Below are 26,278 nucleotides of genomic sequence, written 5' to 3'. Positions count from 1 at the left end.
CTAGACATGACCGCAATTTTATTCGATATGGATGACACACTGTATGACCAGCTGGTCCCTTTTCAGCAAGCCTTTGACACTCTTTTTCCCGACACCAAACTCCCGTTAAACAAAGTATTTCCAGTCTACCGTATGTACAGCGACCAAGTGTTTCCTCAGGTCCAAGCAAAACAAATGACAGAGACTGATATGTACATTTACCGCGTGACCAAAGCATTGGCTGACTTTGACTTATCTGTCACGCCTGAACAGGCACTTGCTTTCCAAGAGGCGTATATCACAGCGCTTAGTCAGATTCAGATGACGACAGATGCCGCGATAACTTTGGATATGTGTCACGCACATGGCGTTCAGACTGCCCTTATAACCAATGGTCCCGGCGCATACCAGCGCCGCAAAATCCAGCAGCTGCAGTTGGGGAAATGGTTCCCTGAAAACAGGTGGTTCATTTCCGGTGAAGTCGGATATGCCAAACCGGACCCACGGATATTCCAGCATGCAGCATCACAGTTGTCGCTGATTCCGGAAAGAACTTACTATGTCGGCGACTCTTACACCAACGATGTCATCGGTGCTAAAAAGGTCGGCTGGCACACTGTATTTATCAATAGACACAATACAGACTTAACAACCAAAGACATCCTGCCTGATTATGAAGTCAATGCACACCAAACTCTTCAGTCCGTCATTGGCGATATTCTTGGGCATAAATAAAATCAGACAGTGATCAAATATCACTGTCTGATTTTTTAAATCTTTCTCTCTTTAGCGATCTTTCCACGAGCCGGCTGTCTTGTCCAGTACTGCATTCAGCTGTTCAATATTAGCTTTCCCCTGAGTCCTCAGCCAGTCTCTGGCTGCAGCTTCTCCTTCGTTAATAAATACTGGCACAGCACCTTGCCACGTTGACCGGCCGCAGAGCACGCCGTTGAATGTCGAACCAGCTTCATGGGCAAAAAGCAGTGTTTTTTGGAATAACTCCGAACTCACGCCGGCGCTTAAAAAGATAAACGGCAGATGTGTCGCTTCACTTTGCTCCTTAAAATATGCTTTGGCTTCTTCGGCTGAGAAAACAACATCCGCCACACTGTTTGCAAAGCCTTCAACGTAAGCCATGTTGACCGGCACTTCAACTTTCAATACGTCCACATGATACTGGGGTTTTGAAAATTCCCGCATCATTCGGATAACTTTCTCCGGTTTGATTTTTGCAAATTCTTTGCTGCTGTTATCTGTTATAGACGCATCATAAGACAGCAGCTCCAAATAAAACGGCATCTGCTCTGCCGCACATTCCGAACCGATTCTTTCCACAAACGCATGCTTGCGGTCATTGATATCGTAGCCCTCTGCCTCATCATAATACAAAAGAAACTTAACCGCGTCAGCCCCTTGTGCTTTGATGCGCTGTACCGACCAGTCATGAAGCAAATCAGGGAATCGTCCCGGTTCAGATGCATCGTACCCTGTCTGCTCATAAGCAATCAGCAGACCTGCATTCTCTGAGCGGGCATCGGCTGCCGCCAGACCATACTCTGGGTCCAGCAAAATGGCAGACGCATACGGTGTCAATTCCTCTGACACAAGCTGCTTGAACTGTTTAGCCGCACCGTCAACATCGCCCGTATAATTTTCCCGGGAAAACATCTTTCTGAGCGCACCGCGCTGGTCGATAGCCAGTGCGGCGATAACGCCGTTGCCATTGGCTAATTTAGCCATCTTACATTGTTTTATCTCGTCCATCTTCTTCTCCTATTTCGCAATACTTTCCTGAATCACTGAAAGGATTGTCTCTTTGTTAGTTGCTTCTTTAATCAGCTGCTTCTTCTCTGCATTCATCAACATACGGGATATTTTCGACAACATCTGCAAGTGAGTTGTCCCGGCTTCGCTCTCTGGTATGAACAAGCCGATAACAATTCGGATTTTTTCCCCGTCCATGGATTGCCACTCCAGCGGCATATCATTGGTGACAACAATGACTGTCGGTGATGAGATGGCAGGCGATTTTGCATGGGGAATGGCAAATCCGTCCATCATGCCCGTCGTGCCTTCCCTTTCTCTTCGAATCAATGCATCTTTAATTTGCGATTCGTCTTTACCATACCCGAGTGAGACGACCGTCTTTGCCAAAAAATCAAACATCTCGCTTTGTGATGCACACTGCTGGTTAAGAAAAATATGTTCCTGATTAATCATATTAGCTGCTCCTTTTTAATAACTGTTTATTTCTGACTACTTTTTTGCACCAGCCCTAGAAGCAGTCCGCCGATAATCGAGCCTGCCAAAATCGCAAGAACCCACATCAGCGGATGCGTGACAACCGGCAGCACCAGAAAACCGCCATGTGGTGCCGGCACTTGTACTTTAAAGAGATAGGTCAAAACTGCGGCCACAGAAGACCCGATCATCATGATTGGAATGTTCTTCAGCGGGTTCTTTGCTGCAAACGGAATGGCACCTTCCGTAATATGTGTCGACCCTAGGATGAAGTTGACCAGTCCCGCATTGCGATCTTCCTTCGAATAGGCATCTTTGAACAACAAGACAGCAACCGTTGTCATCAAAGGCGGCGCAATACAAGCAGCTGAAACGCCTGCCATAAAGGTCGTGTTCCCCTGTGCCAAAAGCAGTGTGCCTGATACATAGGCTGCTTTGTTCACCGGCCCGCCCATATCAAAGGCACTCATACAGCCGACGATGATGCCTAAGATAAGCGGATTAGAGTCTTCAAATCCCGCAAGAAAATCCATCATCCATTCATTCACGCCCGACATCGGTTCAGATAACAAGGTCATAACCGTACCGATGATAAACACACCGATAACCGGATACAAGAAAATCACCTTTAGCCCGTCCAGCGATTTCGGCAATTGCTTGAATACTTTGGATAACAGCACAATCAAATAGCCCGCCAAAAAACCAGAAATAATACCGCCAAGGAAACCAGTCCCGCCATTATTTGCAACGAGGCCGCCGACAAAGCCGACCACTAAACCGGGTCTTTTGGCAATACTTTCCGCAATGTAAGCGGACAAGACCGGCACCATCAATCCCATGGATGTTCCGCCGATTGTTTTTAACATGGCGGCAAAGGCATTGTACTGTGCGTGGTCCGGTTCTGCTGAATAAATCCCCCATAAAAAGGAGACAGCCACCAGCACACCGCCGCCGACAACAAACGGCAGCATATGGGAAACGCCGTTCATCAAATGTTTGTAAATCACATGCCCGATGCCGCTTGAGCCCTTCGCCTCGGCGGCATCACCGGCAGACTCTGACACGTCACCTTTCCGGATGGTACCTTTGCCTGCCAAAGCTTGCTCAATCAGCAAGTCCGGTTCTTTGATACCTTTTCCGACAGACACTTCGATGACCCGTTTGCCGGCAAACCGCTCGCTTTGCACATCCTTGTCTGCCGCAATGATGATGACCTCTGCATTGCGGATTTCTTCTTCTGTAAACTCATTTTCGATACCGACTTGGCCATGTGTTTCGACTTTAATGGAAACATTTTTTGCCTTCGCTGCCTGTTCCAATGCTTCCGCAGCCATGTACGTGTGTGCAATCCCTGTCGGGCAACCGGTTGCGGCTAAAATTTTATAGGTAGTCATTTATTTTCCTCCATCCTTTTGATTGTTATTTGTTGTGCTAATGCATCTGTATCTGAAAAATCAGTCAAGCCTTCCCGAAATGCTGTTGAACTTCCTGCTGCAATCGCCTGTTTCAAACTCTCTTCTTTGCTGCATCCTTGCATGCGGCACCCTAAAAACGTCCCTAACAACGTATCGCCGGCGCACGCGGTATTGACCACTTGACCGTTTGGTGCATTGCCTCTGAGAATCACCTCTCCGTCGATCAACACAGCACCCTCGCTGCCCAGCGACAGCAGCACTTGCTGACAGCCTTCAGACACCAGCTTTTGCGCATACTCAATCAGCTCGGCTTCGTCGGCGAGCGTTTCGCCAAACCACTCGCTCAGCTCCTCTTCGTTCGGTTTCAGCAAATACGGCTGATACGCAAGACAAGCAAGCACTTCACGGTAGCTCGTATCCATGACCAGCCGAATGCCCCGTCTGTGGCAAATAGCGGCTATGTCGACCAGTATCGTCGGCGAACAGCCCTGCGGCAGACTGCCTGACACACAGAGTGTATCCCCGCGGTCAATTTGCTCGATTTTAGCCAGCAGCTCAGCCTGTGCGTCCAGTTCAACAACCGGTCCCGGATTAACGACTTTATACTCCGTCTGCTGATTTTCCACATTAATGAAAACATTGATGCGCGTCATACCGTCCACACGCACAAAATCTTCCCGAATCTTCTTTTCTGTCAGTGCTTCCTGGATGAACGCCCCTGTAAAGCCGGCACTGAACCCGTAGGCCACACTGTCAATCCCCAGCTGGCGCAGAATGAATGAGATATTCACCCCTTTGCCGTTGGGCTGTATATCATCCTTGGTGGTGCGGTTGACCCGTTTAGGAACCAACTCCCTCGTCTGGCAAAACAAATCAATTGCCGGATTCATTGTTACTGTATATATCATGACTTACCCCCTCCGCTTCATGTTAAGTATGACACGTTCAATATTGTAAATGTTTACGGATTTCGTTATAGTAGAGAGGAAATCATGAAAAACTTTACATAATGACTAAGAGAAAGGAAATTAATGTGACTAAACACACCGAGCTAAGTGATTCCGAATCATTTCTATGGCAGTATATTAACGACCACATCACTGATATTCCTAAACTCAGCATTGTCAGATTAAGCGAGTTAGCAAACGTATCGACCGCAACAGTCGTCAGGACGATGAAGAAAAAAGGCTTTGAAGGCTATACAGCATTTAAACACACACTGAAGTCTGCCAACCAGGATGAATTGCTGTCCATGGATATCGCTGATTCCGAAATCAAAAAAGCCATCAATAAAAACAAAATCGAAGTGCTGAATACCATCGCCAACTTAAACAGCGATGTCATCGAAGACACTATCCAGACGATTCAAAATGCCCGCCGCATATTTATTTTTGCCCGCGGATTTTCCGTATGGATCGCCAACGAAATGGCTATTAAATTTCAACTGCTGGATAAATATTCCGAACTGCACGACGACCCGAACATCATCAAAATCAGAAGTGAGCGCATCAAAAAAGAAGATTTAGTCATCTTTATTTCATTAGGCGGGGAAACGGAAGAGTTAGTCGTCGCTGCTGAAAACTGTCAGAAAAACGGCGTCCACACCATCACACTGACAACAAACGAACACAGCCGGCTGGCAGCTCTATCCGATACGCTCTTCACCGGACATAAAAGCTCGCAGACGTATATCCCTGAATACGAAGTCCATTCAAGACTGCCTTTGTTAATCATCAGCCGAATCATCATTGATGCCTATGTCATCCGGACTTCTTCAAATAAGGGCTCAGCGAAATAATTTCTTCAAACAAAAAACGGCAGGGAAGCACTCAGCTTCACCTGCCGGTTATTTTTTTTAAACTTGCCCGTAATAGGCATCTTTGCCATGTTTCCGGTAATAATGTTTGTCCAGTAAATACTGGTCAATGCTGGCAATATCTGCATTCAGCAGCTCCGTACCAAGTGCCATACCGGCAACTTCATCCAGCACAACACTGTTCTGCACTGCTTCCTGACAGCTTTTCCCCCAAGTAAACGGTCCGTGTCCGCTGACGATGACAGCCGGACAGGACAACGGGTCAAGGTGCCGCTCTTGAAAGGTCGCGACAATCACATTGCCGGTCTCTTCCTCGTAGGCAGAAACGATTTCCTCTTGCGACAATGGCCGCGTGCACGGCACCGCACCGTAAAACGTATCGGCGTGAGTTGTCCCGTAAGCCGGGATATCCCTGCGGGCCTGCGCCCATTTGACAGCATTGGTTGAATGGGTGTGGACTATCGCATTGACTTTTTCAAAATGCCGGTACAAAACCACGTGTGTGGCAAGGTCGGATGACGGCTTCAACCCTTTCGCATCCAATGGAACACCGGCCAAATCCGTTGCGACCATGCTCTCTGCTGTCATTTCGGCATAGGGCACGCCGCTTGGTTTGATGACGATAACGCCCGCTTCCCGGTCAATCTCACTGACATTCCCCCAAGTCAGCTTAATCAACCCGGCATCAGGCAATGCCAGATTCGCTTCAAAAACACGCTGTTTCATTTCTCTTATGGTATCACGCAATATAGTTCGCCTCTTTCAGTTTAGGCAGCAAGAACCGTTTAGCTGCCTCAATCTCTGCTTTGGGGTCGTCGCTTGTTTCGCTCCACAGTTCAATGACAAACGGCCCGTTATAGTTTAAGCGCTTCAGCAGCTTCAAACAGCCGTCAAAATCCACACAGCCGTCACCAAAAGGCACGCCCTTGAATTTGCCTGAGAAATCAGCTGTTACTGCCAATGTGTCTTTCAAATGAATTTGCGAAATGGCAGCAATTCCCTTTTCAAGTTCGTAGCCGACATCGTTCTCAGGCCAAGCCGACAGATTGCCTAAATCCGGATACACTTGCAGATAAGGCGACGGTATCTGTTCTTTTATGGCTAAAAATTTGGTGATGGAATTGATAAACGGGTCGTCCATGATTTCGATGGACAAGACAATCCCTTTGGAAGAAGCAATCGCGACAGCCTCCTGCAAATTTTCCACAAACCATTCGCGGCTGCTTAACGACTTCTCTTCATAATAAACATCATAGCCTGCCAGCTGGATACAGCGGATGCCTAAATCCGATGCCAGATCCACTGCCTTTTTGATGATAGTCATGGCTTGCGCACGTTTTTCCCGGTCTTCAGAACCGAACGGGTAGCGTCTGTGCCCGCTTAGACACATCGACAAAATCTTGATCCCTGTTTGATGAATTGCATCTATCACTTCTTTGCGCTGCCGGCGGCTCCAGTCAAGTCGGGACAAGCGCTCGTCAGTTTCATCCACGGACATTTCAACAAAATCAAAGCCAAGCTGTCCAGCAAACTGAAGTCGTTCAAGCCAAGTCACGTCTTTCGGAGTCGCTTTTTCATAAATCCCAATCAAACTCATCTCAACCTACCCCCAGATGCGTACAATTTCCTGCTTAAAGTCCAAAGCCGCTTGTTTAGGGTCAGCTGCTGAGGTAATGCCTCTGCCCGTAATAAAGGTATACACGTCAATCCCTTGGAACAGCTTCAATGTTTCAACACTCAAACCGCCGGTCACTGAAACTCTGAAGCCCATTTCAATCAGCTGTTTGACCTTTGCGATATCCCGTTTTCCCCATGTTTCCCCGGCAAGCAAGGCATCCCGGCTTTGATGATAGATGGCTTGCGAAATGCCGGCATCCAGCCACCGCTGTGCCTGTTCAAACGTCCAGTCGCCGTACAGCTCGACTTGGACTTCTTCTAGTTCCTTGGCTGCTGCTTTCATCGTCGGAATCGTGGCAGAGCAGATGACTGTCATCCAATCTGCCCCTGCATCGGCACAGTTTTTCCCAACCGTACCGCCGGCGTCCGCACATTTCGTATCAGCAACAATGATTTTATCCGGGTACAGTGCCCGCAGGCAAGCCACGGCATCCGCCCCCGCCTGCAGCATCAAAATTGTTCCCGCTTCCACGATATCGACGATGTCGCCGACTTGTTTGACGTCCGCCAAAGCGCTCGGCAAATCAGAATGATCGCAGGCAATTTGCAAATTTGGTCTACTCATGCTTCTATCTCCTCTTCATATGTAAAGGGATGAGACGAGTTCAACTCTCTCATCCCTACTGATTACAATCTATTTAAACTTCTCAGCCAAGCTGCTTTCCTTGACCCGCTCGCTGATTTCTTTCGGCGACATGACATTTTTTACACTATCACAATCACACCTTTTTCTTTTGCCGCATCAAACATGTTGATAAAATTCATTGGTGTGAACACCACATCATAATTTTTAGCGGTACTTTTGCCTTCAGAAATGGCACAGTGGTGGATGTTAGTGATGTTGAATCCTTCCGCTTTTAAAGCTTTCTCCACACTTCGCTTCATCATCAGACTTGTTCCAGAACCGTTTGCACAAGATACTAATACTCTCATGGTTTATTCCCCCATTAAACTTAAAATTTCGATTATGCTGTTTTGCCGGTGAGACCTTTTTCACGTTTTTTAACATAGCTGTCATAATCATCAACAATCAAGAAATAGCCTTCCGGATTATGCCGGTATTGAATTTGCGGGATAGCCAGCAAAATCAGGACAACTGCCACGATGCCGACATACCCTAAAAATTTCATTAAGACTGTAAAGAACGGCCACACAGTTGCCCAGTCAAACATTCCCAGATAGCCGCCGTATTGCGACAGGCCGACCCAAGTGGCAATCAATGCCGACCCGATAATTTGGACGATACCTGAAATAAACGGGAAGATGCAAGCTGCTTTGATACCGCCGCGGTTGTTCGCAAAGACAGCTATAGCTGCATTGTCAAAGAACAACGGGATAAATCCGGCGATAACGATGGTCGGCGACTTGATTGCAATCAGCAACAGAATCATCAGAAACTGGCCCAGTGCCCCAAACAAAAACCCGATTGTCACCGCATTAGGCGAACCGAAACCGAACGTGGCGGCAATATCGATTCCCGGAACAGCCCCCGGCAAAATCGTATTGGAGATCCCTTGAAAAGACTCCGTCAGCTCCGACACGAATGTCCTGACGCCTAGCTGCAAAATAGCCAGATACACTGCAAACATTAAAGACGTCTGCAAAATATAGAACAGAAAACTTTGATTTTCCATCATGAAGCCGGCCTCTATCAAATAATCTTGACCCAGCACGACCAATATGATACCAAAGAATACCAGCATCAAGATAGACGTGGAAACCATATTTTCATTGAAAATCGATAGAAAGCCCGGCAGCTCAATGTCTTCCAGTTTTTTATTTTTGCCGTTCTTTTTGAACCGTTCCGACAATCTGGCAAACATGTACACCCCAAACATTTGCTGGTGAGCAATGGCAAAGCCGGCACCTTCTGTTAAATCCTGACAAATCCCCACAGTTAAATTAGACCCGACGGCCCAGTAACAACCCAATATCAACCCCATTATCAAAAGTACTTCAATTCGTCCCAAATCAGGGAAACAGAACAACAGCAGCCAGAAAGCCGTCGCCGCCTGCTGGACTTGCACGTTCCCGGTCGTAAACACTGCCCGCAGTTTCGTATATTTTTTGAACCGGACCAGTAAAATATTAAAAATAAAAGCAATCAACAACAAAAGCATCGTGTCACCGAACGTGCGGCCGAACGTTTCTTCAATACCCGCAGTCACAGCATTTTGTCCGAAATACGGGTCCGTCACCATCGCATCCAGCTGGAACCGCTCCTTCAATCCGACGAGAATCGGCCGGAAGTTATTAACCAGCCCGCCTGACCCCACTGTCAAAATCAAGTACCCGACAGTTGCTTTCAAAAATCCCGCCACACACTCATACAATGGTTTTTTCAGAAGAACATAGCCGATCAAGACGATAAACCCAATTAAAAATGCCGGTTGTGTCAAAATGTTCTGTGCAAAATAATCCCAGCCTCTCAATAATAAATCTCCCATTTTCCTAATCCCCTCTCTGCCTGTCACATACCGTGCTTGGTCATCACAGCTGTATAGTCAGACATCGTTTTAATATCCAATAATTCCTCTACCATGTTTTCCTGCATCAGCAGGTCAGACAATTTTGCGATATTGGTTATATGGGCATCCTGATCTTTTGCCGCCAGCATAAAGAACAGCTTAGCGCTTTTTTCAGGATTCCCCTCTTCAAAGGACACTTCTTGCGGCATAATGGTTAAACCGATCCCTGTGCCCAGCACCCCTTCGCTCTCAGCAGAGGAGTGCGGCATCGCAACGCCCGGCACAATAACGATGTACGGACCATATTCATGAACATCGCGGATCACGTCTTTTACGTACTGGTCAGTAATCAGTCCCTTCTCCTTCATGATTTCGCCGCTCATGCGTATCGCATCTTCCCAATTTGCCGGTTGTTCTTCTGAAAATTTAATTAGATGGTTATCTGAAAAATATCGTAACATCGGCTTCTCTCCTTACAGTTCAAATTACTATCAAGCAACCAGATTATAAAAATGACGTGAACGGCGTATCGTTTTCATCAATGAACGCATCATCAAATCCGCGGTAAAAATTAAATTCCAAATCATCTTTATTTAACGGGTAAGTGAATTTGCCGCCGACCTGCCAAATGTACGGTTTAAAAGCATAGTTGAGTCGGTCTTTTTTGAACCGCCACAGCTCGATGATTTCCTTCGGGTCTGCCATGAAATTCGACCAGATGTCATGATGGACAGGAATGACGACCTTGGCATTCAACGACTCTGCCATTCTCAATATGTCTACCGATGTTAATTTGTCCGTGATCCCCCGCGGGTTCTCGCCGTAAGCACCGAGGCAAACATCAATCTGATGGTCATTGCCGTGTTTGGCAAAATAATTGGAGTAATGCGAATCGCCCGCGTGATAAATATTGCCGCCGCTTGTTTTAAACAAATAGTTAACAGCAATCACATCCATCTCCTGCGGCATGTGCCCTTTCAGTGTCCGTTTTGGATCGTCACAGGTGATGAGCGCTGTCCGGTCGAAGGCTTCCAGTGCCACAACCGTGATGTCTTTGACGGCGACTTCATCGCCCGGTTTTACCACCACTGTTTTTTCTTTAGGAATGCCCCATCTAAGCCACGTGTCCACGACTTCCGCCGGACCGATAAACAACGCGTCTGGGCAGTTTTGATGAACGGCCGCTGCTGTATTGATGTCCAGATGGTCTGAATGAATGTGTGTCACAACCAGCGCATCCACATCTTTGATTGCAAACGGGTCAATCACAAACGGCTGTGTCCGCAAATTGGGCTGCATGTTGCGGACGCCGCTCATGCGCATCATCTGATGACCTTTCTTCATCAATCCGTCGCCGTGAGACCGCTTACCAGTGCCGCACCACAAATCACATAAAATATTCGTGTTTTCATGACTCTTTAGCCAAATACCAGTACACCCAAGCCACCACATGGCGACCGTCCCTTCAGCCACCTGCACCTTTTCGATTTCTTCATTAAGATATGTCCCCCACTCAGGAAAGGTCGACATTATCCAGTTTTCTCGTGTCACATCGTTTACATTTGCCACAATTTTTCCCCCTCTTGCACTAACAAGTTACACGTTAAGTTTAACATGATTTCAATCGCTTTCAAGTTCGTTATATGTTAAACTAACTTTTTTTATGTTAATTTAAAGTCTTTATATGGTAATAACTTTTGTTTATGTTATAATTTTACGTGAGGTGAACATTATATGAGAAAATGGAGTTGGAGCATCATCAGCAGTCTGAAAATCGTTTTCCATTGGCTTCTTTATTTTGTTTTCATGCTGTACATGGGGAAACTAATTTTCAGTGCAAGTGATTATAAACTGAAGTTGTTTTACAGTATAGTAGGCATTGCCGTGTTAGGCATCACTCTTTACTACGATTATTTAAAGAAACTTTACCGGGATATGATTGAAGCCCTGACAGTTGATACCAACATCGAACTGGCAAAAAGCAGGCAAAAAAAACTGAGACAGAGAGACCTATTCAACGGCTTCAAACATTCTCTCATTCTGTTCGATTCCCTTTTGCTGCTGGACGAGAAAAGATACCGCGACTGTTTGGCGCACATGGATACGCACCAAACGTTTTTCCGGTCTACTGTTGATAATTTATTCATCTATTATCACAATCAGCTGCACTGCCATTATTTTCTAGGAGATACCGCGGCCGGCAAAGAAGCCGCAGCTCATTTAAAAGATATAAAAAAACTCAAGCAAAAGGCGTACAGCCCGCTTTTTTCCTGGGATGAAATCGCCGGCGTCGCGTACGCACTTGACAACCGCTACAGCAGAAGTGTCAAAGCTTTTAAAAAAGTCGACACGACACGCTTGAATAACCGCGAAAAATCTTATTTGAATACCATGCTGGCCGATTCCTATCGCGCCTTGAATGACTCGCTGAATGCTGCCAAACATTCAGCTCTCGCACAAAAAACTTTAATCAATTAAACGCATAAGGATGTGACATCATGAAACGCTCACACGAAGAAGTAGCAGACCGGAGAAAATTATTAATCAGTATATTGCAAGATTTGGAAGTCTCCAACGTCAAAACGCTGAGCCGCAAACTGAATGTTTCTGAAATGACTGTCCGCAGAGATTGCAGCGTGCTCAGCGAAATGGGGCAAATCAGGCAGTCTTTCGGAAAAATCGAGCTCCTGCCGCTGGATGACTCGCAGCTTGTAGCGAGCGAACCCATTGAACATATCAAAAAGTGCCTCGCTAAAGAAGCCGCCTCCTATGTCGATGACAGAGATACCGTCTTTATCAACACGAGCAGCACGGCTGTCCAAGCACTCGCTTATTTAAAAGATAAAGCCATCAGTTTGCTGACAAACAACACGACGGTCATCGGTATGGAACATAATCCGAAATCCGCTATTATTTTAAGCGGCGGCGAAATCAGGTACCCGAAACAGGCGCTGTCTGGCGACATTGCGATGGAGTCATTTTCCGCTGCCCGTTCCGATATCAGCATTATCGGCTGCAGCGGACTCGCTCTGTCAACCGGTATTTCGACTTCTGTCATGCACGAAGCGCGCATCAATTCAAAAATTATTGAAAACTCCGGCAAACTGGTTGTCGTCGCAGATTACCGTAAAATCGGCAAGTCTTCCAATTTCACCATCGGCGAGATATCTGATATTGATACTTTGATTACGGATACCTTTGCTGATCAGGCGTGTCTGACCGCCATTGAAAAGCAAGGGGTAAGAGTTATCCAAGTACCGACCTAAACTTAAAACCCGGCTCACAGCGTTTAACTAACATCCGCTGTGAGCCGGGTTTTTTGCAAAAAAAACTGCGGAGAACCTTACTTTCCGCAGCTTTACATGATGAGACATTCAGATTATTTTGCAGCAATTTCTCCGCCGCCGATACTTACCCGATTGGCCGGTGCATACGCCTGAAGAAGGGCCTGCACCCGTTTCATTTCAGGACTGGTCTCCTCAAGGACTGGTGTGCTGCTCATCGGATAAGTCAGCCCAATCATCTCATATTTAGACTCCCCGAAGTTGTGGTACGGGAGCAGGTTTATCTCCGGCGAGCCGGCCAGATGTGACAAAAACTCGGCTGTTCTTATCGTTTCTGCGTCATCGTCATTATAGCCCGGAATAATCGGTTTGCGCACGATAACGACCGTTTCCCGCTCCGCTGCATATGAACACAGCCGTTGAATATTTGACAGTATCAGTATATTGGACACTCCGACACGTTCTTTGTGTTTCATGTCATCAGTATGTTTCAAGTCAACAAATACATAATCGCAGTAACGTGCCACTTGTTCCAGTTGTTCCCAAGGGGCAAAGGCCGACGTTTCGATACATGTAGAAATATAATTCTTCCGGCACCGTTTCAGCAAGTCTGCGGCAGCCTCATATTGAAGCAGTACTTCGCCGCCGGACAATGTCACACCGCCGCCGCTTCTCCGGTAAAAGGCCGCGTCTTTCGCCACTTCCTGAAACAAATCGTGAACCGTGTACTCTTTCCCCGTTATTTTCCGGGCGTCGACCGGACAAACCGGCACACATTTCCCGCAAGTCCGGCATTTGGAAAAATCAGCACAAACTGTTTGATTGACAAGACGGTTGACATCCGGGCAGACTGTCACACAGTTGCCGCAGCCGACACACCGTTCCTGATTAACAACCAACTGAGGCGCAGGAGCTAAACCAAATGGGTTGCTGCACCAGTCGCATCTCAGCGGACAGCCTTTGAAAAAAATAATCGTGCGTATTCCTGGGCCGTCCTCGTTGCGAAATCTTTCTATATCGAATATCACTGCTGTCTTTGCCATTTGCTTTGCCTCCAGCCTGTCTTAAAACGTATGCTCTGTTCGGGCGATGATGTCGTCTTGGACGCGTTCGCTGATATCGGTCCAGTAGACACTGTAGCCTGCCACCCGGACCATCAATGTCGGATAATTCTCCGGGTGGGCTTTCGCATCAATCAATGTTTCTTTGTTAATTGTATTGAACTGCACATGGTACACCCCGTAATCATTCAGCATGGTCCTCACCAAGTTGCAAAAGTTTGCCATGCCCGCCTCTTTATATGCCGGTTCAACATATGTTGCATCCGGACAGGACAATTCCATATCACGTATTGTCTGCATGCTGTTCTACCTCCATTCGTTTCATTAACCGTCTGCTCGAATCAATTCAGAACCGCTGACCCACATGTTCAGCAGCGTGCCGTTTCTAAACAGCGGGAAATCAAGTTTGCTGTAACTTCTCGCGGCAGCCGTCGGGCCTTGCGTATCCGCCTGCTGGCTGGCCGACATCGTGTCCGACACCGGCGTGCCTGCCAAGCGGCCGTTCGGCGTCGCACCGGTCATCGCACCGAATCCGACATTGGACTGGACCATCTGCACTGCCGCATCGCAGTAATGACCCCGGTACATCTTCAGCGAGTTCGTCACTTCTGCAAAATGCCGCCACAAGTCGCTGGCGATATCATCGGCAAAATCGTCGTCGTTGCCATATTTAGGAGCGCTCTGCAATTTCATCTGCAATGTTTCATACCCTTTAAAATTGGCAAGACACGCATCACGGACTTCCGCCAGTGTTGCTTCTTTGTCCTCATACACCACTTTTTTGACAGCGGCAACGGAGTCGACCATCGTCGCAAAGCCCAGCATGTTCATCGTCGGGCCGACATCAGCATAGGAACCGCCGGCCGTGGCATCCTTTCCTTTTTCAATTGCACCTGTCAGAAGCATGGTGAACGTCGGCAAGTTGAACTGCTCTGCCAAAAGTTTTTCACAAATAATCAGATTAGCGTGGGCTTCTTTGATGGCGTAGGTGATTTGTCCTTTGACTGCTGTCAAAAACGACGCCCAATCCGTCAGCGTTTCAGGTGCCCCGCTTTCATACGTGACTACTTTCCCGCAGAATGAACCATCGACATTTTCCGCCTTCACACCATTTGTCACCGCACACAGAGCCGCGCCCGCTACATTGATGATGCCCGAGTCGGTGTGACCATACTGCAGCCCTTCGACTCCCGGTTCCACACAGCCAATCGGCGATCCAAGCGTTAAAATCTGATCACGGGTGTACTTGCTGTAACCTTGACTGCCGGCAGCCCGGCGTTCCAACATTCGATAAAGCCCTTCGCAATTAAAGAACGACGGGTGCCCCATGCCTTCTGCAGCCAGCTCGCACGCCTCGTAAAGCAGGGAATCCGGCGTTTTTTGATGCAGCAGCAAGCTGACGGCCGGGGAAGTCGTCTTCGCATAGCGCATCGCCCGCAGACACAAATAAGACAATTCATTCGAGGCATCTTTACCGAACTCGTCCAGTCCGCCGACATCCAGATGCGGGTAGCGGTAATAACCGCCGAAAATCGTTGCCATATTCGTTGATTGAAACCAGACATTGGACGTGACCCGGATGTATAATTCTTCAATCAGCTCCAGCGCTTTTTCAGGAGTAATCCGTCCAGCTTCAAGGTCTTTTTTATAATACGGATACATGTACTGGTCAAAGCGTCCCCATGTGATGGACGGTCCCGCCCCTTCCACAAACAAGAAGAAGCAGACACTCCACGCCGTTTGACACGCTTCGTAGAAACTCTCCGCCGGACCCCACGGCACTTTTTTAACCATTTCCGACATATTTAACAGCTCTTGACGGCGCACGGGGTCTTTTTCTTCCTCAGCTTTGCGTGCACAAGATTGCGACAACCTGTTGCCCCAATCACGAATAGCCAGAGAAACTTCCATAATCCCCTGGTAAAACTCTCTCTTTTCGATTGACTCAGGATCATTCGGATCCAACTTCTCAAGCAACTCTTTCGCCTCATGATAGTACTTTTGGAAACCATTGGCGATAACATCGCGCCACGACGGGATAAAGTGGGACCCGTTGGAGCAAATATAGTTGCTGACATCCGACACGCCGCCCGTTTGCGCCCGTTCGAACTCTTCCGGCGATACATATGTCTGCCACTGCGATGCCAAGGTTTTATCCTTCCAGTAGGGAATATGCACCTCCATCAGTTCCGCGTAATCCTCATCCGTGATTTCAAACGGGTCGTAAATCCGGTTCCGCAGTTTCGGCAAATCCTCCGCCAGCCAATGCGCATGCAGCTCAATTGCGAAATTGGCCCCGCGAATCCGCTGTGTCGGCCATCCCACCAGCTGTTCGTGGTCATATACAACATCCGTCAACGTGCGGTAAACTTCCGCGGCAGCCTGGTAGCGCCGGCGTAGCGGCGGCTGTCCTTCTGTCTGCTTGTAAATGTTGGTATAGGCCCGTGCTCTTGTGATATCCACATTCGGCCGGTTGGCATGGAGCATGCCGTTTAGCTCTTGAATTCTCTTGGTACTGCCGACTTTTGCCACGTTGCCGCTGCGAATTTCCTGCCCCAATACACCGCCTTTCAGCTTGTCCATTGTAACACTCCTTCCTTTTTAGAATCCGCTTTCATTTTTATGGTGACCTGATAGCAAGTCGCAACCTTTTGCACGTTGTCGCATTCACCCTAAAAAACGGACGTTCTTTTATTATCCACGAATTTATTATATCACACTAAACAAGTGTTTTATGAACGTTTCTAGACATATTTATGAATAAAATCCATTAGTTGACAGTCCATGTCAAAAAAACGCATGACAAGCCAAACACTGCCCGTGCCACGCGTCTTTATGGAGCCTTCAGCTCACTGTGGGTCAAAACTTGCCCGATTCGACTGCTGTTAAAAATTCTGTTAGGTAATGGAAATAATTGGCTTGGTCATCCCACATGGATAAATGACTGCCGACAGGACAAATCGCCACTCTGGCATTTGGCAGTTTTTCTCCCATGCGGTACTGGTCCGCCACACTCATGGAGTCGTTTTCTGCACCAAGGACCAGCGTCGGTACAGTTATTTCCTGAAGATGCTCCCATCTGTCCCATTCTTTGTAATTGCCGCTCACAAAAAATTCGTTAGGACCGTGCAAGGTTTCATACACCTGCTGATTCACCCGGTCAAAGCTCCGCACCACCGGCTCCGGCCATGGACTCAAGCGGCAAATATAGCGGCTATTCAAATACTCGTCCAACAGTTGCGTGTATTCTTCATTGTCATAACTTCCTTGAGATTCATACGCCGCCCATTTTTTTTGGACAGCTTCAGGTGCCCGGCTTCTGAGTTCCGTGATATAGTCGCAGTAGGAACGGATGCTGGCGGTGGTATTGGATAATATAAGGGCCTTCAAAGACTCCTGATGAGAAAGCGCATAGTCAATCGCTAAAAATCCGCCCCACGAGGAACCGAACAAATAAAAATCTTCCAACCCCAGCGCCTGCCGGACTTCTTCGACTTCACCCTTAAACCGCGCCATGTTCCAGAGCGATGGATCATCCGGCTGGTCAGAATAATAAGAACCCAGCTGGTCATAAAAATATAACGATACATCTTCTGGTGACAAAAATTCGGCCAGCGACTCCAAATACTCATGGGTCATGCCGGGGCCGCCGTGAAGAAGCAGAATATGGGCAGGGCCATTTCCCACACGACGCGTCCAGACATGGTGCCCGGTCGATAATGTGACAATTTGTGTGCGTCCCTTCATTTTCCTTCCTCCTTTTATCATCCCTTTCATTTATTATACTATATAAATAGTCGTTTAATGCTGTTTTACTGTGAATCTGAAGCATACATGGAAAAATAAAACTGCCATTCAAACGAATTGGCAGTTACTTGTTGAATACTCGCTCTTCTATTGATTACTGGAATCGTGCCGGCGATTTTTTTTAAGCAGAAACCAGCCTGCCAACAGCCCGATAACTGCTATTGGTATAAAGTACTGCAGCGGCAAACCATTTCCCGGTGTGCTCTTTGCCAATTCTTTTGCCTGCTTGCCACTAATCGTCAACGTGTCGTCAAACGTCCATTCCTGCCCACTGCTGTGAACTAGCTTGACCGTCACATAATAGTCGCCTTCAGCCAGTTTTCCCGTCAGCTCTACAGGGTAAATAAATTCAGTAGCCGGTGTCATATCCAGCGAGCTTTCACGGCTTTCTTTCACCTGTCCATTTTGATCACTGAGATTTACAGTAACTGCCACATCCTTTAACAAATTGGGACCATGATTATTCAGTGCGATATGTAACGCATGGCTGTCCGAGGTGACTGGTTCAATAGAAAGTTTCTCCAGCGTGATAACCGGTTCAGGACGCTCGTCAATATTGCCCCTTAACACAATCGGAAAAGTGTATGACACAATGTTCGTCACTCCTTTTCCCGCATTATCAATCTTCTTTTCAGAAATATTGACGCCTCCCATCACCAGACCATTGAAGTCCTCGTCAGGAAACGACACCGTGCCTTCGACAACTTCGCTGCTGTTGGCTGCTACAACGATTTCTTCAGGTATCGTGACAAACTGATGAATCGCTCCCGTCTCCGCTGTACTTTTATCTGCCGGTGTAGAATAATCGATAACGCCGTTGCTGTTCGTTCGAGCTTTGTTCAATGAAACAATATAAGTTTGGTCATTTTCTGATTTATTGACGATGCGAATGCCAAATGTGTCTGTTCCTCCCGGCGTCCAGCGGATATCAAAGAATTCCAAAACACCTTCTTTTTGATGCTCCGAAAAAATCGGGCTGACTGCATAGCCTCCCTCCGATTCTGCATTGTGAATCGTTCCGGAAAAGCATGCCAGCAATTGACACAACATAGTTAAAAATAAAAGCACGCTACGTTTTTTCATAATAACCCCCTTCAGGAAAATAAAAAGGAGATTGCTCTCCTTTCCATTTTTATTCAGCCATATTTTCGCTTTCGTTTGCTCTTATTTCCCACTCTACAGTGAAATCATTTGTTCCAAGCCTTCTAAGATTTGTGTATGATAAATCCGCAGTTGTGGTTTTTTTACTTTCACCGACATCATTTTTATCGGTAGCAATTACTGCATTACCAAATGATGCTTGTGCGACCTTAATCCCATTAATTATAAAATATTTTTCATCATCTGACACGGAAGTTATTCTTGCATTAATAATATGTCCAGACGTCGAACCTGTGTAGTCGTTAATAGTGTATTCCACCTCCTGCTGGTCAAATTTTACATTATCACTTAAAGGCTGTGAGCCGAAGTCAATCTTATCCGGTACCTTTAATTCCAATATACCCGGTGTCACTTCCGCCGTAACCTCGGTTTTTCCGTCAGCCGCAGATGCTACATGTCCGTTCGCCGCAATCATCAATCCCCCGCATAGCAGCATCCCCGCAATCATTGTCTTTTTCATACTTCCATCCCCTATTCATCTATTTTTTTTAAAGGTTGCAAATTCCATTCGAAATTCGCTATATAAGAACCAGCCTGTGCATCAGCTGAGATCTCCAAATTTGTTTCCAGACTCACTGTTTCAGTGACTGTACTGTTGTCGCGAAAGATGATGACACGATGCTCATCCGTCACACCTACGCCATTAACATGAACTGTGTAATGTTGCCGATAGTCGCGGTAGTTCGGCGACTTGGCTGTCAATTGCCAGCCGGATTTTTCACCGCGAAAATCACCGATTGTGGTTTCCAGACTGCCGAGCGGTACGATTTCGTCTTCGCCTGTCAATGACAGCGTATAATCCAAATCAGTCGGCGAGGTCATGCTTAATGTTCCTTCGGTAATTTCTGCCTTGATGACTGTTCGGCCGTGAGCCGCTGACACTTCCAGCGTTCCCAAAAGAAAACTTCCGAATAAACAGGCTATCCCCAAAAATTGTTTAATCTTCATGTTGTTTTCTCCTCATATACTGCTGGCATATTCCTACGAGCAACATCCCGCCAGCGGTTGTTAATCCCCACTTGTCGCCGGATTCGTTTGTTTTCGGCAGGTGCTTTCCTGATAAATTATTCAGCTGTTTTTCATTTGATTGACGAGCGCTTGGCTCATGTCCATCAATCAAATGAACCGTTATTTTTGACGCAGCTGAGGTGTCTGCCGCAACCTCATTGTCAGCAGAAAACACTGTCAATGCAAAGATAGCGGTCAAAACGGCTAACAACATATATTTTTTGGCCATCATTCCTGTATCTCCCCCGACGCGTGCAATGTCCATTCAATTGTCGCAGTATCTGTCCGAACGGTTTCTGCATAGGTGTAATCAATCATCACACCTTGCCCTTCACCCCAATTCTGGCTGACAATGGTCTTTCCAGATACGCGTGATTCACCCACGACAACAGTTTCAGTTAGCGGCTGATTATTAAAGCATACGACAGACGGAAAATCCTCATGGCGGCTGTCAACCACTTTGGCTGTCAACTGCCAGCCGCTACTGTCTTGTCTGGTGTCATCAACACTGATGTCTTCGGCCGAATGCCAGAACAGCCGGCTGTTTGGCGTACCAAGAATATAACTGCCAAAGTCAACCGTTGAAGGTACTTCAAGTTCAAGCGTATTTGCCATCACTGTAACAGGAACGGTCACTAATCTGTCGCCGTCGGAGCCTTGCCACGGCAGTGACACACGACACGTGACTTCGTACTCTCCTGGCTCGCTGACAATAAACCCGTCCTCATCAAACTCAAGTGTAGAGTTTGCCACATGCCGTGCTGCATCAAACGGTACCTCTTCTCCTTCTGAATTGGTGATGCGGAGTGCCTGATTCAAATCAAGAGCCGCATGTCGATACACGACTACTTTATCTTGTAGCTGCTCCAGCCAGGTGCCGTCCACTCTGACTGCGGCTATCTGTTCTGTTTGACCATACTGGTAGCTGACCGGATAAATCCCCGGCATACTCACATCCACGTCACCAGTAATTTCCAGCTGATCGATAGTCAGCTGCTGGCCGATACTATCTGTCGCTGCTATGAATGCTGCTTCCGGCGACCAGCTTCCGCCGTGGGCTGCTGTAGGGATTACGATGTCCTGAACCGAAATATTGGTTAAATCTTGCTTAATCCACGACTCGAAATCATACACCATATCGGTCGTCGTATAAAACTTCCCGGAAAAATCATGTTCTTTTGCGGCATTTTGTGCCGAACTCTCTCTCAGACTGCCTTCTTCCACATTCAACTGGCTTTTAATTCCCCTCAGCTCAAAGGATGTGTCAAATGTGCCTGTCTGCTTGTCCTCCAAACGCACAAATTCAATATAAGAGGCCGCTTCGCTGGCGAAAATATGCACCTGAATGTCACCAGCATGATTGACAGCATAGACATCATTGGTCATTTCCGGCGAATAGAGCGCATACTGCATTCCTTCGGTTATCCAAGTAGATTTGCCGGTGTCTTCTTCTGTGAATGGCACACTTTTCCCCTCTTCAAAATAAGCAATATTATCAGGGAAAGTCACGTCAAAACGAACGGAGTCCCCTTCAAAATTCCCCAGAATTTGCGGGTCTATTACACAGTTATTGAGATTTCGTGTCCAGAGCGCCTTGATTCCACCGTACCCTGCCGCGGTCTGTATCGTCCCTTCCTTCATGAATTCCAACAACCTTCCCAAACGCTCTGCATGCTCATGTGCTTCCAACAGCATCACATCCGATGAAATCGTTCTGCCCAGAAGCGGCACCTGTTCATCAGATGGTTTCTCCTCTAGTAGCATGCTGTCGACTTCAGATTCAAAGGATGCAGGTTTTTCGTTTGGTTCATTAGCTGTTTCATCAGATGCTACGGTTGCCGGCTCAGCTCCCGTTTCATTTTCAGCTTCTTCTGGTGCTGTGTCTTGCTCTTCCTCCGATGATATATCAGAAGTCAGCTCATCTGTTATAATATCCGTGGTCTGGCTCCCATCATTTGCATAAACCGGACTCAACGGCGCACACAGCAACATACCGACTGTCGCCCACCTCACAAACAAGCCGAAACTGTACTGCCGTTTTTCATTGTCTCCCTGATTCAACACACTCGCCCCCTTTTTTGCCCTTCATGTTATTTTATTCTAAGCAAGTATTTTTTGTAAGTCAAAAATCGCTTGCTTGTTTTATAAATAACCAGGGTTTTGACTTTGCGAATTTCTTGGGTTTTTTATACTTTTAAGAAACAGGTGTTCAGACTTCAGCTTAAAGTTATATTAAGAAACTATGGGAAAGTTATCATCGTTATCTCATACAGCGTTTTTTATAAATCGCCCTTTAATTTAAAGAACAAAATAGTTCCTATTTTTCAAAAATGTCTCTTTTAATAAAAAACAAGTTCCGGTATCGATTGATTACCGGAACTTGCCCCCAAACACACTTGTGTGCTTACTATTCAGTTGCTTCCAATTTATCCAGACTCTTGCTTGAAAACCATAGAATCAAACCTAGTACAATGACGATTGCTGCCAAAATACCATAGCCCAGCTGAAATTGTGACGGAATATCAGTTTTCAAAAAGCTGTAGACTTTTGGATACAGCATGTTTGAGAAAAACACTGCTATCGGCCAGAAGCCGAGCAGCATGCCCATTAATTTAGCCGGGGCAAGCTTTGTAATAAAAGAGTTGCCGAGTGGTGAAAAGACCATCTCGCCGACTGACATCAACAGGCTGACCATGACAATCCAAATAATGGACGTGGAGCCATCACCAACCTTGTCGGCAATCACCATGACCACGTAAGACACACCGACTAACATCATGCCCAGCGCGGTCTTCTTAAACATGCTGATATCACCTTTCGGACGGGCAGCCAGTTTAGTCCATAGTCGGCCCAGCACCGGCCCCAGCACAATACACGTCAGTGCATTCATGGAATCAAAATATGCTGTTGGCACTTTGAAATTCCCGACCATCCAATTCGCTCGGCCTAAAAATCCGGCTCCGTCACCGTATCCAAAATAATAATACGCCGGCATATAAGCAAGGTACCAGACCATCCAGAAAACGACAGAAAATAATGTGACTAAAATAATGGCAAATACGCGTTTTTTATCCTCTGCTGTCAGCGGCTTTGCCTCACCCGGCGTTGTTTCTTTCTCCGATTTAAACTGACGCTGGTCAACTTTAAACGGTTTTTCCCTGCATCGCCAAGCGCTCTGCTGTTGCCGATAAACCAGATGGCATCAATAAACAGCAGCAGGGCACAAATTAAAAACACAAAATTAAAGCCGAATTTGGGTATCAGCAAAACCAAAAAAGTGGTTCCGATAAATGAACCGATATTAACAAATGAATATTGCACTGAGAAAGCCTCGTCCAGTTCTTTTTCATCATTGAACAGCAACCCGTTGACTCCTGATAAATTCCCTTTAAATAAGCCGGTACCGATTGATACCAAAATAATCATTATCCAGACATAAGTAATAGAATCAGCTTTCCATGTAAACAAATAACCAATCCCCATTAAAATCATGCCTGACGCCACACACAGACGCGGACTCAGCCAATAATCGGCAATGTAGCCGCCGATGATTGGTGTGATATAGGTCATCGCGACAAATGTTGCCGACATAGATGCCCCTTTCACATCATCAAATCCCAATCCGCCCTTGCCGACAGTCGTTGCTATCCAAACCGCCAGCATATACTTCACCGTATAAAAAGCACAGCGTTCAAAAGAAAATCCTAGCGAACAAACATAAAATCCGAAAGGCTTTCTTTTTTTTGTTACGTTTTCCATCCTGTTTTCCTTCCCATCATCATCTTTTTATCTTATTCTTGCAACCATCTGCTCAACAGCCGTGCAGCTGCCGCGAGCAAACAACCCAAACATTTCCCTGAGCTTTGACCGGGCACCATCTATAATATTGTTCAATATTTCTCAAATAATGGCGCTTTTTCTTCCGATTGTAATTAAAGATATATCTCCTTTCTTTTGTTGTACTGTCCCGACACGCTACTCCCATCGCCATTCTACTCTACTGTACAGATAAAGGGAACACTTCAACGGAATTTATTTTAATAAACGTTCTGTTAATCAGTCAAAAAAGAGGCCATCTTAACACATCATCATCTAAAAAACGAACAAAGAAACATTTTTTTGAGATTTTCTTCACTATGTTATTTGTGTGTATCACCATCGCTTAATCTTGACAGTAACTCTCGTGTTTTATTTTCATCTTCCATAGCAAAAAGAGGCCAGATAACTTCTCCTTGCGTGAGAATGTTTCTGACCTCTTTCTCATTTAATGTTGCTCAATTTCCGAAATTTTATCTAGTCGTTGCTGGTGGCGTTGGTCCAAGAATGCTGTGTTTAGCCAAATATCGACAATCATCAACGCCAGTCCTCCCCCAATCACGCGCTGCCCCAAACACAACACGTTTGTGTCATTGTGTTCCCGGGTCGCTTTGGCAGAGAAACAATCACCGACCAGCGCCGCACGAATGCCTTGAAATTTATTAGCCGCAATACTCATGCCTATGCCCGTGCCGCAGACCAAGATACCTCTGTCTTCCGGTGACTCTTGGATTTTCCGGCAAACTTTTTCAGCATAATCCGGATAATCAACACTGTCCGTCGTCGATACACCCAAGTCTTCCACTGCAATACCTTTTTCCGCCAAAAACGCTTTGATCAGTTCCTTGTGTTCTACGCCTCCATGATCACTTGCAATATATACTGTCATTTGTGTCATCTCCGCAACTGCTTAATAAGCATTGGTAATCAATCCTAGTGCGGCTAGAACGCCACCGCCTAAAATTAAAATAAGCAAGACTGTTGTCGGTTTCATTTTCTTTTTCAGTAACGCGTAAGTTAACATTGTAACACCCAAAGGCAGCAGGCCTAAAAGTAAGGTATCCAGCACATCTGTTTGAATGGACAGCACTTTATCACTGCTCAATTTTATAGATGCTGCTGTGCCGACTTTGACAAACGATGCCGCCAGAGACCCGATAACAATCGCCCCAAGTGTTTGAGAAAATGTCATCACATAAGGCAAAAGCGAACCGGACAGCATTTTTTGTATTCCTTCTTTACCAGTTTCATACCCTTTCATCCACAAGAAATATGCCAGTGTTGTCATAATCCCTAAGTGCAGCACGAAAAATGCAACCGGCCCCATGATGATATTCCCTTGTGCACCGAATGACAGTGTAAAGGACAAGAGAATTGGAATCAGCGTACCTTGCCAAAGCGTGTCGCCGATACCGGCTAAAGGCCCCATCAATCCTGTCTTCAACCCGTTGATAGTACCATCATCGATTTCAGCACCATTTGCCCGCTGCTCTTCCATGGCAATAGTCATGGATAAAATCGGGCCGCCAAAAGAAGGTTCTGTGTTAAAGAACTGCATGTGGCGTTCCAAAGCCGCCTTCATTTCATCCGGATCTTTCCCGTAAAGCTTTTTCAGTACTGGTGTCAATGCATGAACGACCCCTGTTGCTTGCAGTCGTTCATAGTTGTAGTTCGCATGAGAAAAGAATGTCCAGCGCCAAAAAGCCTTAGCAACTTCGCGTTTTGTCAACTTTTTTTCAGTATTCTGTTCATTGATTTGTTCTGTCATTACGCTGCCCTCCCATTCTTTTTATTCAAATATAATTCCGTAAAGACGTAAGCGATAACTGCTGCAAAAACTGAAATTGGTAGCGTCGGCAGTCCTGAGTAAATGGAAAGCAGGAAACCGAGTAAGAAGAAAATCAATGTGCCTTTACCGTTCATGGAGCGCAAGTTCATCGCAATCCCCAATGCCGGCAAGATACCGCCGATAGTCGACAATACTTCCAATGGTTTACCGCCCAACTTGTCAATTACGCCCGCAACTGCATCTGCACCAAGATAAGAAGCCAATGCAACCGGAATAACTGTGATAGCTAGTAAAAATAATTGCGGTGGAACAATGTGAAGAAAATTAATTCGGTCAATGTCACCTTTTTCAGCTGCTTTGTCAGCCATGTGAACAAATGTAATGTCAACTGTCATGTGAGCTACCCATACCAATGTGCCCAGCAAGCCCAGTGGTACTGCCAGTGTAACAGCAACTGCCGGCTCAACATTAGCCGCCATCGCCAAAGCCGTGCCCAAAGTCCCTGCAAGAGCCGGGTCCATAGCGACTGTACCGCCTGCGGAAATAAATGCTAAGTATGGCAAGTTGATTGCCGCACCGATGATACATCCCTGAACAGGATCTCCTAAAATTAGACCAACAATCGTACCGTTTACCAGCGGGCGCATCCAGCCGTGTGTACCAACAAGCGTAATCCACGGTGTGCCGTTAATACCCAAATAGTAAACAAGACCAATCAGAATCGATTGCACTATACTGATTTGCATACTTTTTTCC

The 26,278-nt window shown here is 46.5% G+C and carries 26 protein-coding genes and 2 pseudogenes; 4 read left to right on the top strand and 24 right to left on the bottom strand.

Annotation, left to right across the window (positions count from 1 at the left end):
• Positions 1-6: 6 nt before the first annotated feature.
• Entirely contained in the window at positions 7-714 is a 708-nt protein-coding gene (locus CBF27_RS01385) for an HAD family hydrolase (protein ID WP_126811631.1), read from the top strand.
• Between the two features lie 51 nt (positions 715-765).
• On the opposite strand, the gene lacD is transcribed toward CBF27_RS01385, so the two are convergent.
• From lacD to pfkB, 4 genes are read right to left on the bottom strand one after another with little or no spacing between them, the layout of a single operon-like run.
• The gene (gene lacD, locus CBF27_RS01380) at positions 766-1,743 is read right to left on the bottom strand and encodes a tagatose-bisphosphate aldolase (protein WP_126811629.1); all 978 of its coding nucleotides are present in this window, start codon (positions 1,741-1,743) and stop codon (positions 766-768) included.
• Between the two features lie 9 nt (positions 1,744-1,752).
• Entirely contained in the window at positions 1,753-2,199 is a 447-nt protein-coding gene (locus CBF27_RS01375) for a PTS sugar transporter subunit IIA (protein ID WP_126811627.1), read from the bottom strand.
• Positions 2,200-2,225: 26 nt separating this feature from the next.
• On the bottom strand, positions 2,226-3,614 hold the full coding sequence (locus CBF27_RS01370) for a PTS fructose transporter subunit IIC (protein WP_126811625.1): 1,389 nt from the start codon (positions 3,612-3,614) through the stop codon (positions 2,226-2,228).
• The gene (gene pfkB, locus CBF27_RS01365) at positions 3,611-4,543 is read right to left on the bottom strand and encodes a 1-phosphofructokinase (RefSeq protein WP_126811623.1); all 933 of its coding nucleotides are present in this window, start codon (positions 4,541-4,543) and stop codon (positions 3,611-3,613) included. The genes CBF27_RS01370 and pfkB overlap by 4 nt, the downstream gene beginning before the upstream one ends.
• 101 nt (positions 4,544-4,644) lie before the next feature.
• Between pfkB and CBF27_RS01360 the strand changes: the two genes are divergently transcribed.
• The gene (locus tag CBF27_RS01360) at positions 4,645-5,433 is read left to right on the top strand and encodes a MurR/RpiR family transcriptional regulator (RefSeq protein WP_126811621.1); all 789 of its coding nucleotides are present in this window, start codon (positions 4,645-4,647) and stop codon (positions 5,431-5,433) included.
• Positions 5,434-5,490: 57 nt separating this feature from the next.
• Here CBF27_RS01360 and CBF27_RS01355 read toward each other — a convergent pair whose 3' ends face one another.
• The 7 genes and pseudogenes from CBF27_RS01355 to ulaG all read right to left on the bottom strand — a co-directional run bounded on the left by CBF27_RS01355 (position 5,491) and on the right by ulaG (position 11,165).
• Complete coding sequence (locus CBF27_RS01355; protein ID WP_126811935.1) at positions 5,491-6,177, bottom strand: L-ribulose-5-phosphate 4-epimerase; 687 nt, start codon at positions 6,175-6,177, stop codon at positions 5,491-5,493.
• Positions 6,178-6,190: 13 nt separating this feature from the next.
• Positions 6,191-7,048 (bottom strand): L-ribulose-5-phosphate 3-epimerase, encoded by an 858-nt coding sequence (locus CBF27_RS01350; protein WP_126811619.1) that lies wholly within the window; start codon positions 7,046-7,048, stop codon positions 6,191-6,193.
• A gap of 6 nt (positions 7,049-7,054) precedes the next feature.
• The gene (locus CBF27_RS01345) at positions 7,055-7,693 is read right to left on the bottom strand and encodes a 3-keto-L-gulonate-6-phosphate decarboxylase UlaD (RefSeq protein WP_126811617.1); all 639 of its coding nucleotides are present in this window, start codon (positions 7,691-7,693) and stop codon (positions 7,055-7,057) included.
• A gap of 69 nt (positions 7,694-7,762) precedes the next feature.
• A pseudogene (locus CBF27_RS01340) lies at positions 7,763-8,061 on the bottom strand (PTS sugar transporter subunit IIB).
• Between the two features lie 32 nt (positions 8,062-8,093).
• Positions 8,094-9,575 carry a PTS ascorbate transporter subunit IIC gene (locus CBF27_RS01335; protein ID WP_425469911.1) on the bottom strand — a complete coding sequence of 494 codons (1,482 nt, stop codon included), beginning with the start codon at positions 9,573-9,575 and terminating at the stop codon, positions 8,094-8,096.
• A gap of 23 nt (positions 9,576-9,598) precedes the next feature.
• Positions 9,599-10,057, bottom strand: a complete 459-nt coding sequence (locus CBF27_RS01330; protein WP_126811615.1) for a PTS sugar transporter subunit IIA — start codon at positions 10,055-10,057, stop codon at positions 9,599-9,601.
• Between the two features lie 43 nt (positions 10,058-10,100).
• Positions 10,101-11,165 (bottom strand): L-ascorbate 6-phosphate lactonase, encoded by a 1,065-nt coding sequence (ulaG, locus tag CBF27_RS01325; protein ID WP_425469910.1) that lies wholly within the window; start codon positions 11,163-11,165, stop codon positions 10,101-10,103.
• A gap of 165 nt (positions 11,166-11,330) precedes the next feature.
• On the opposite strand from ulaG, the gene CBF27_RS01320 reads away from it, so the two are divergent.
• Both CBF27_RS01320 and CBF27_RS01315 read left to right on the top strand, forming a co-directional pair.
• A complete protein-coding gene (locus CBF27_RS01320) occupies positions 11,331-12,074 on the top strand; it encodes a hypothetical protein (RefSeq protein ID WP_126811612.1) in 744 nt (247 codons plus the stop codon).
• Between the two features lie 20 nt (positions 12,075-12,094).
• The gene (locus CBF27_RS01315) at positions 12,095-12,862 is read left to right on the top strand and encodes a DeoR/GlpR family DNA-binding transcription regulator (RefSeq protein WP_126811610.1); all 768 of its coding nucleotides are present in this window, start codon (positions 12,095-12,097) and stop codon (positions 12,860-12,862) included.
• Between the two features lie 113 nt (positions 12,863-12,975).
• Here CBF27_RS01315 and CBF27_RS01310 read toward each other — a convergent pair whose 3' ends face one another.
• The 13 genes and pseudogenes from CBF27_RS01310 to CBF27_RS01250 all read right to left on the bottom strand — a co-directional run bounded on the left by CBF27_RS01310 (position 12,976) and on the right by CBF27_RS01250 (position 26,268).
• A complete protein-coding gene (locus CBF27_RS01310; protein ID WP_126811608.1) occupies positions 12,976-13,923 on the bottom strand; it encodes a glycyl-radical enzyme activating protein in 948 nt (315 codons plus the stop codon).
• A 21-nt stretch (positions 13,924-13,944) separates the two neighbouring features.
• Entirely contained in the window at positions 13,945-14,241 is a 297-nt protein-coding gene (locus tag CBF27_RS01305; RefSeq protein ID WP_126811606.1) for a glycine radical domain-containing protein, read from the bottom strand.
• Positions 14,242-14,265: 24 nt separating this feature from the next.
• The gene (locus CBF27_RS01300; protein ID WP_126811604.1) at positions 14,266-16,524 is read right to left on the bottom strand and encodes a pyruvate formate lyase family protein; all 2,259 of its coding nucleotides are present in this window, start codon (positions 16,522-16,524) and stop codon (positions 14,266-14,268) included.
• A 276-nt stretch (positions 16,525-16,800) separates the two neighbouring features.
• Positions 16,801-17,688 carry a proline iminopeptidase-family hydrolase gene (locus tag CBF27_RS01295; RefSeq protein ID WP_126811602.1) on the bottom strand — a complete coding sequence of 296 codons (888 nt, stop codon included), beginning with the start codon at positions 17,686-17,688 and terminating at the stop codon, positions 16,801-16,803.
• 147 nt (positions 17,689-17,835) lie between these two features.
• On the bottom strand, positions 17,836-18,831 hold the full coding sequence (locus tag CBF27_RS01290) for a DUF916 domain-containing protein (protein ID WP_126811600.1): 996 nt from the start codon (positions 18,829-18,831) through the stop codon (positions 17,836-17,838).
• Positions 18,832-18,880: 49 nt separating this feature from the next.
• Positions 18,881-19,369, bottom strand: coding sequence for a hypothetical protein (locus CBF27_RS01285; protein WP_126811598.1), 489 nt, complete (start codon positions 19,367-19,369; stop codon positions 18,881-18,883).
• An 11-nt stretch (positions 19,370-19,380) separates the two neighbouring features.
• Positions 19,381-19,857, bottom strand: a complete 477-nt coding sequence (locus CBF27_RS01280) for a hypothetical protein (RefSeq protein WP_126811596.1) — start codon at positions 19,855-19,857, stop codon at positions 19,381-19,383.
• Complete coding sequence (locus CBF27_RS01275; protein ID WP_126811593.1) at positions 19,847-20,149, bottom strand: hypothetical protein; 303 nt, start codon at positions 20,147-20,149, stop codon at positions 19,847-19,849. The genes CBF27_RS01280 and CBF27_RS01275 overlap by 11 nt, the downstream gene beginning before the upstream one ends.
• Complete coding sequence (locus tag CBF27_RS01270) at positions 20,146-21,978, bottom strand: bacterial Ig-like domain-containing protein (RefSeq protein WP_126811591.1); 1,833 nt, start codon at positions 21,976-21,978, stop codon at positions 20,146-20,148. The genes CBF27_RS01275 and CBF27_RS01270 overlap by 4 nt, the downstream gene beginning before the upstream one ends.
• Before the next feature lie 346 nt (positions 21,979-22,324).
• Positions 22,325-23,676, bottom strand: a pseudogene (locus CBF27_RS01265) (peptide MFS transporter).
• 505 nt (positions 23,677-24,181) lie between these two features.
• The gene (gene rpiB, locus CBF27_RS01260; RefSeq protein ID WP_126811589.1) at positions 24,182-24,622 is read right to left on the bottom strand and encodes a ribose 5-phosphate isomerase B; all 441 of its coding nucleotides are present in this window, start codon (positions 24,620-24,622) and stop codon (positions 24,182-24,184) included.
• A 21-nt stretch (positions 24,623-24,643) separates the two neighbouring features.
• A complete protein-coding gene (locus CBF27_RS01255; RefSeq protein ID WP_126811587.1) occupies positions 24,644-25,501 on the bottom strand; it encodes a PTS system mannose/fructose/sorbose family transporter subunit IID in 858 nt (285 codons plus the stop codon).
• Positions 25,501-26,268: a PTS mannose/fructose/sorbose/N-acetylgalactosamine transporter subunit IIC gene (locus CBF27_RS01250; RefSeq protein ID WP_126811585.1), complete on the bottom strand. Its 768-nt coding sequence runs from the start codon at positions 26,266-26,268 to the stop codon at positions 25,501-25,503. The genes CBF27_RS01255 and CBF27_RS01250 overlap by 1 nt, the downstream gene beginning before the upstream one ends.
• Positions 26,269-26,278 lie beyond the last annotated feature (10 nt).

Origin of the sequence: Vagococcus acidifermentans (assembly GCF_003987655.1) — a bacterium.
Classification (GTDB): Bacteria; Bacillota; Bacilli; order Lactobacillales; family Vagococcaceae; genus Vagococcus_B; species Vagococcus_B acidifermentans.
The sequence above is the reverse complement of the archived record's forward strand: the minus strand, read 5'-3'. Positions and strand labels throughout refer to the sequence as shown.

Excerpts from the sequence above, each read along its gene's own strand:
- CBF27_RS01335 (WP_425469911.1), bottom strand. The coding sequence starts at position 9,575 with ATGGGAGATTTATTATTGAGAGGCTGGGATTATTTTGCACAGAACATT.
- CBF27_RS01275 (WP_126811593.1), bottom strand. The coding sequence starts at position 20,149 with ATGATGGCCAAAAAATATATGTTGTTAGCCGTTTTGACCGCTATCTTT.
- CBF27_RS01300 (WP_126811604.1), bottom strand. The coding sequence starts at position 16,524 with ATGGACAAGCTGAAAGGCGGTGTATTGGGGCAGGAAATTCGCAGCGGC.
- CBF27_RS01280 (WP_126811596.1), bottom strand. The coding sequence starts at position 19,857 with ATGAAGATTAAACAATTTTTGGGGATAGCCTGTTTATTCGGAAGTTTT.
- CBF27_RS01330 (WP_126811615.1), bottom strand. The coding sequence starts at position 10,057 with ATGTTACGATATTTTTCAGATAACCATCTAATTAAATTTTCAGAAGAA.
- lacD (WP_126811629.1), bottom strand. The coding sequence starts at position 1,743 with ATGGACGAGATAAAACAATGTAAGATGGCTAAATTAGCCAATGGCAAC.
- pfkB (WP_126811623.1), bottom strand. The coding sequence starts at position 4,543 with ATGATATATACAGTAACAATGAATCCGGCAATTGATTTGTTTTGCCAG.
- CBF27_RS01295 (WP_126811602.1), bottom strand. The coding sequence starts at position 17,688 with ATGAAGGGACGCACACAAATTGTCACATTATCGACCGGGCACCATGTC.
- CBF27_RS01360 (WP_126811621.1), top strand. The coding sequence starts at position 4,645 with ATGACTAAGAGAAAGGAAATTAATGTGACTAAACACACCGAGCTAAGT.
- CBF27_RS01315 (WP_126811610.1), top strand. The coding sequence starts at position 12,095 with ATGAAACGCTCACACGAAGAAGTAGCAGACCGGAGAAAATTATTAATC.
- rpiB (WP_126811589.1), bottom strand. The coding sequence starts at position 24,622 with ATGACAGTATATATTGCAAGTGATCATGGAGGCGTAGAACACAAGGAA.
- CBF27_RS01290 (WP_126811600.1), bottom strand. The coding sequence starts at position 18,831 with ATGAAAAAACGTAGCGTGCTTTTATTTTTAACTATGTTGTGTCAATTG.
- CBF27_RS01345 (WP_126811617.1), bottom strand. The coding sequence starts at position 7,693 with ATGAGTAGACCAAATTTGCAAATTGCCTGCGATCATTCTGATTTGCCG.
- CBF27_RS01305 (WP_126811606.1), bottom strand. The coding sequence starts at position 14,241 with ATGCAGACAATACGTGATATGGAATTGTCCTGTCCGGATGCAACATAT.
- CBF27_RS01285 (WP_126811598.1), bottom strand. The coding sequence starts at position 19,369 with ATGAAAAAGACAATGATTGCGGGGATGCTGCTATGCGGGGGATTGATG.
- CBF27_RS01320 (WP_126811612.1), top strand. The coding sequence starts at position 11,331 with ATGAGAAAATGGAGTTGGAGCATCATCAGCAGTCTGAAAATCGTTTTC.
- CBF27_RS01370 (WP_126811625.1), bottom strand. The coding sequence starts at position 3,614 with ATGACTACCTATAAAATTTTAGCCGCAACCGGTTGCCCGACAGGGATT.
- CBF27_RS01255 (WP_126811587.1), bottom strand. The coding sequence starts at position 25,501 with ATGACAGAACAAATCAATGAACAGAATACTGAAAAAAAGTTGACAAAA.
- CBF27_RS01385 (WP_126811631.1), top strand. The coding sequence starts at position 7 with ATGACCGCAATTTTATTCGATATGGATGACACACTGTATGACCAGCTG.
- CBF27_RS01355 (WP_126811935.1), bottom strand. The coding sequence starts at position 6,177 with ATGAAACAGCGTGTTTTTGAAGCGAATCTGGCATTGCCTGATGCCGGG.
- CBF27_RS01350 (WP_126811619.1), bottom strand. The coding sequence starts at position 7,048 with ATGAGTTTGATTGGGATTTATGAAAAAGCGACTCCGAAAGACGTGACT.
- CBF27_RS01250 (WP_126811585.1), bottom strand. The coding sequence starts at position 26,268 with ATGCAAATCAGTATAGTGCAATCGATTCTGATTGGTCTTGTTTACTAT.
- CBF27_RS01375 (WP_126811627.1), bottom strand. The coding sequence starts at position 2,199 with ATGATTAATCAGGAACATATTTTTCTTAACCAGCAGTGTGCATCACAA.
- CBF27_RS01310 (WP_126811608.1), bottom strand. The coding sequence starts at position 13,923 with ATGGCAAAGACAGCAGTGATATTCGATATAGAAAGATTTCGCAACGAG.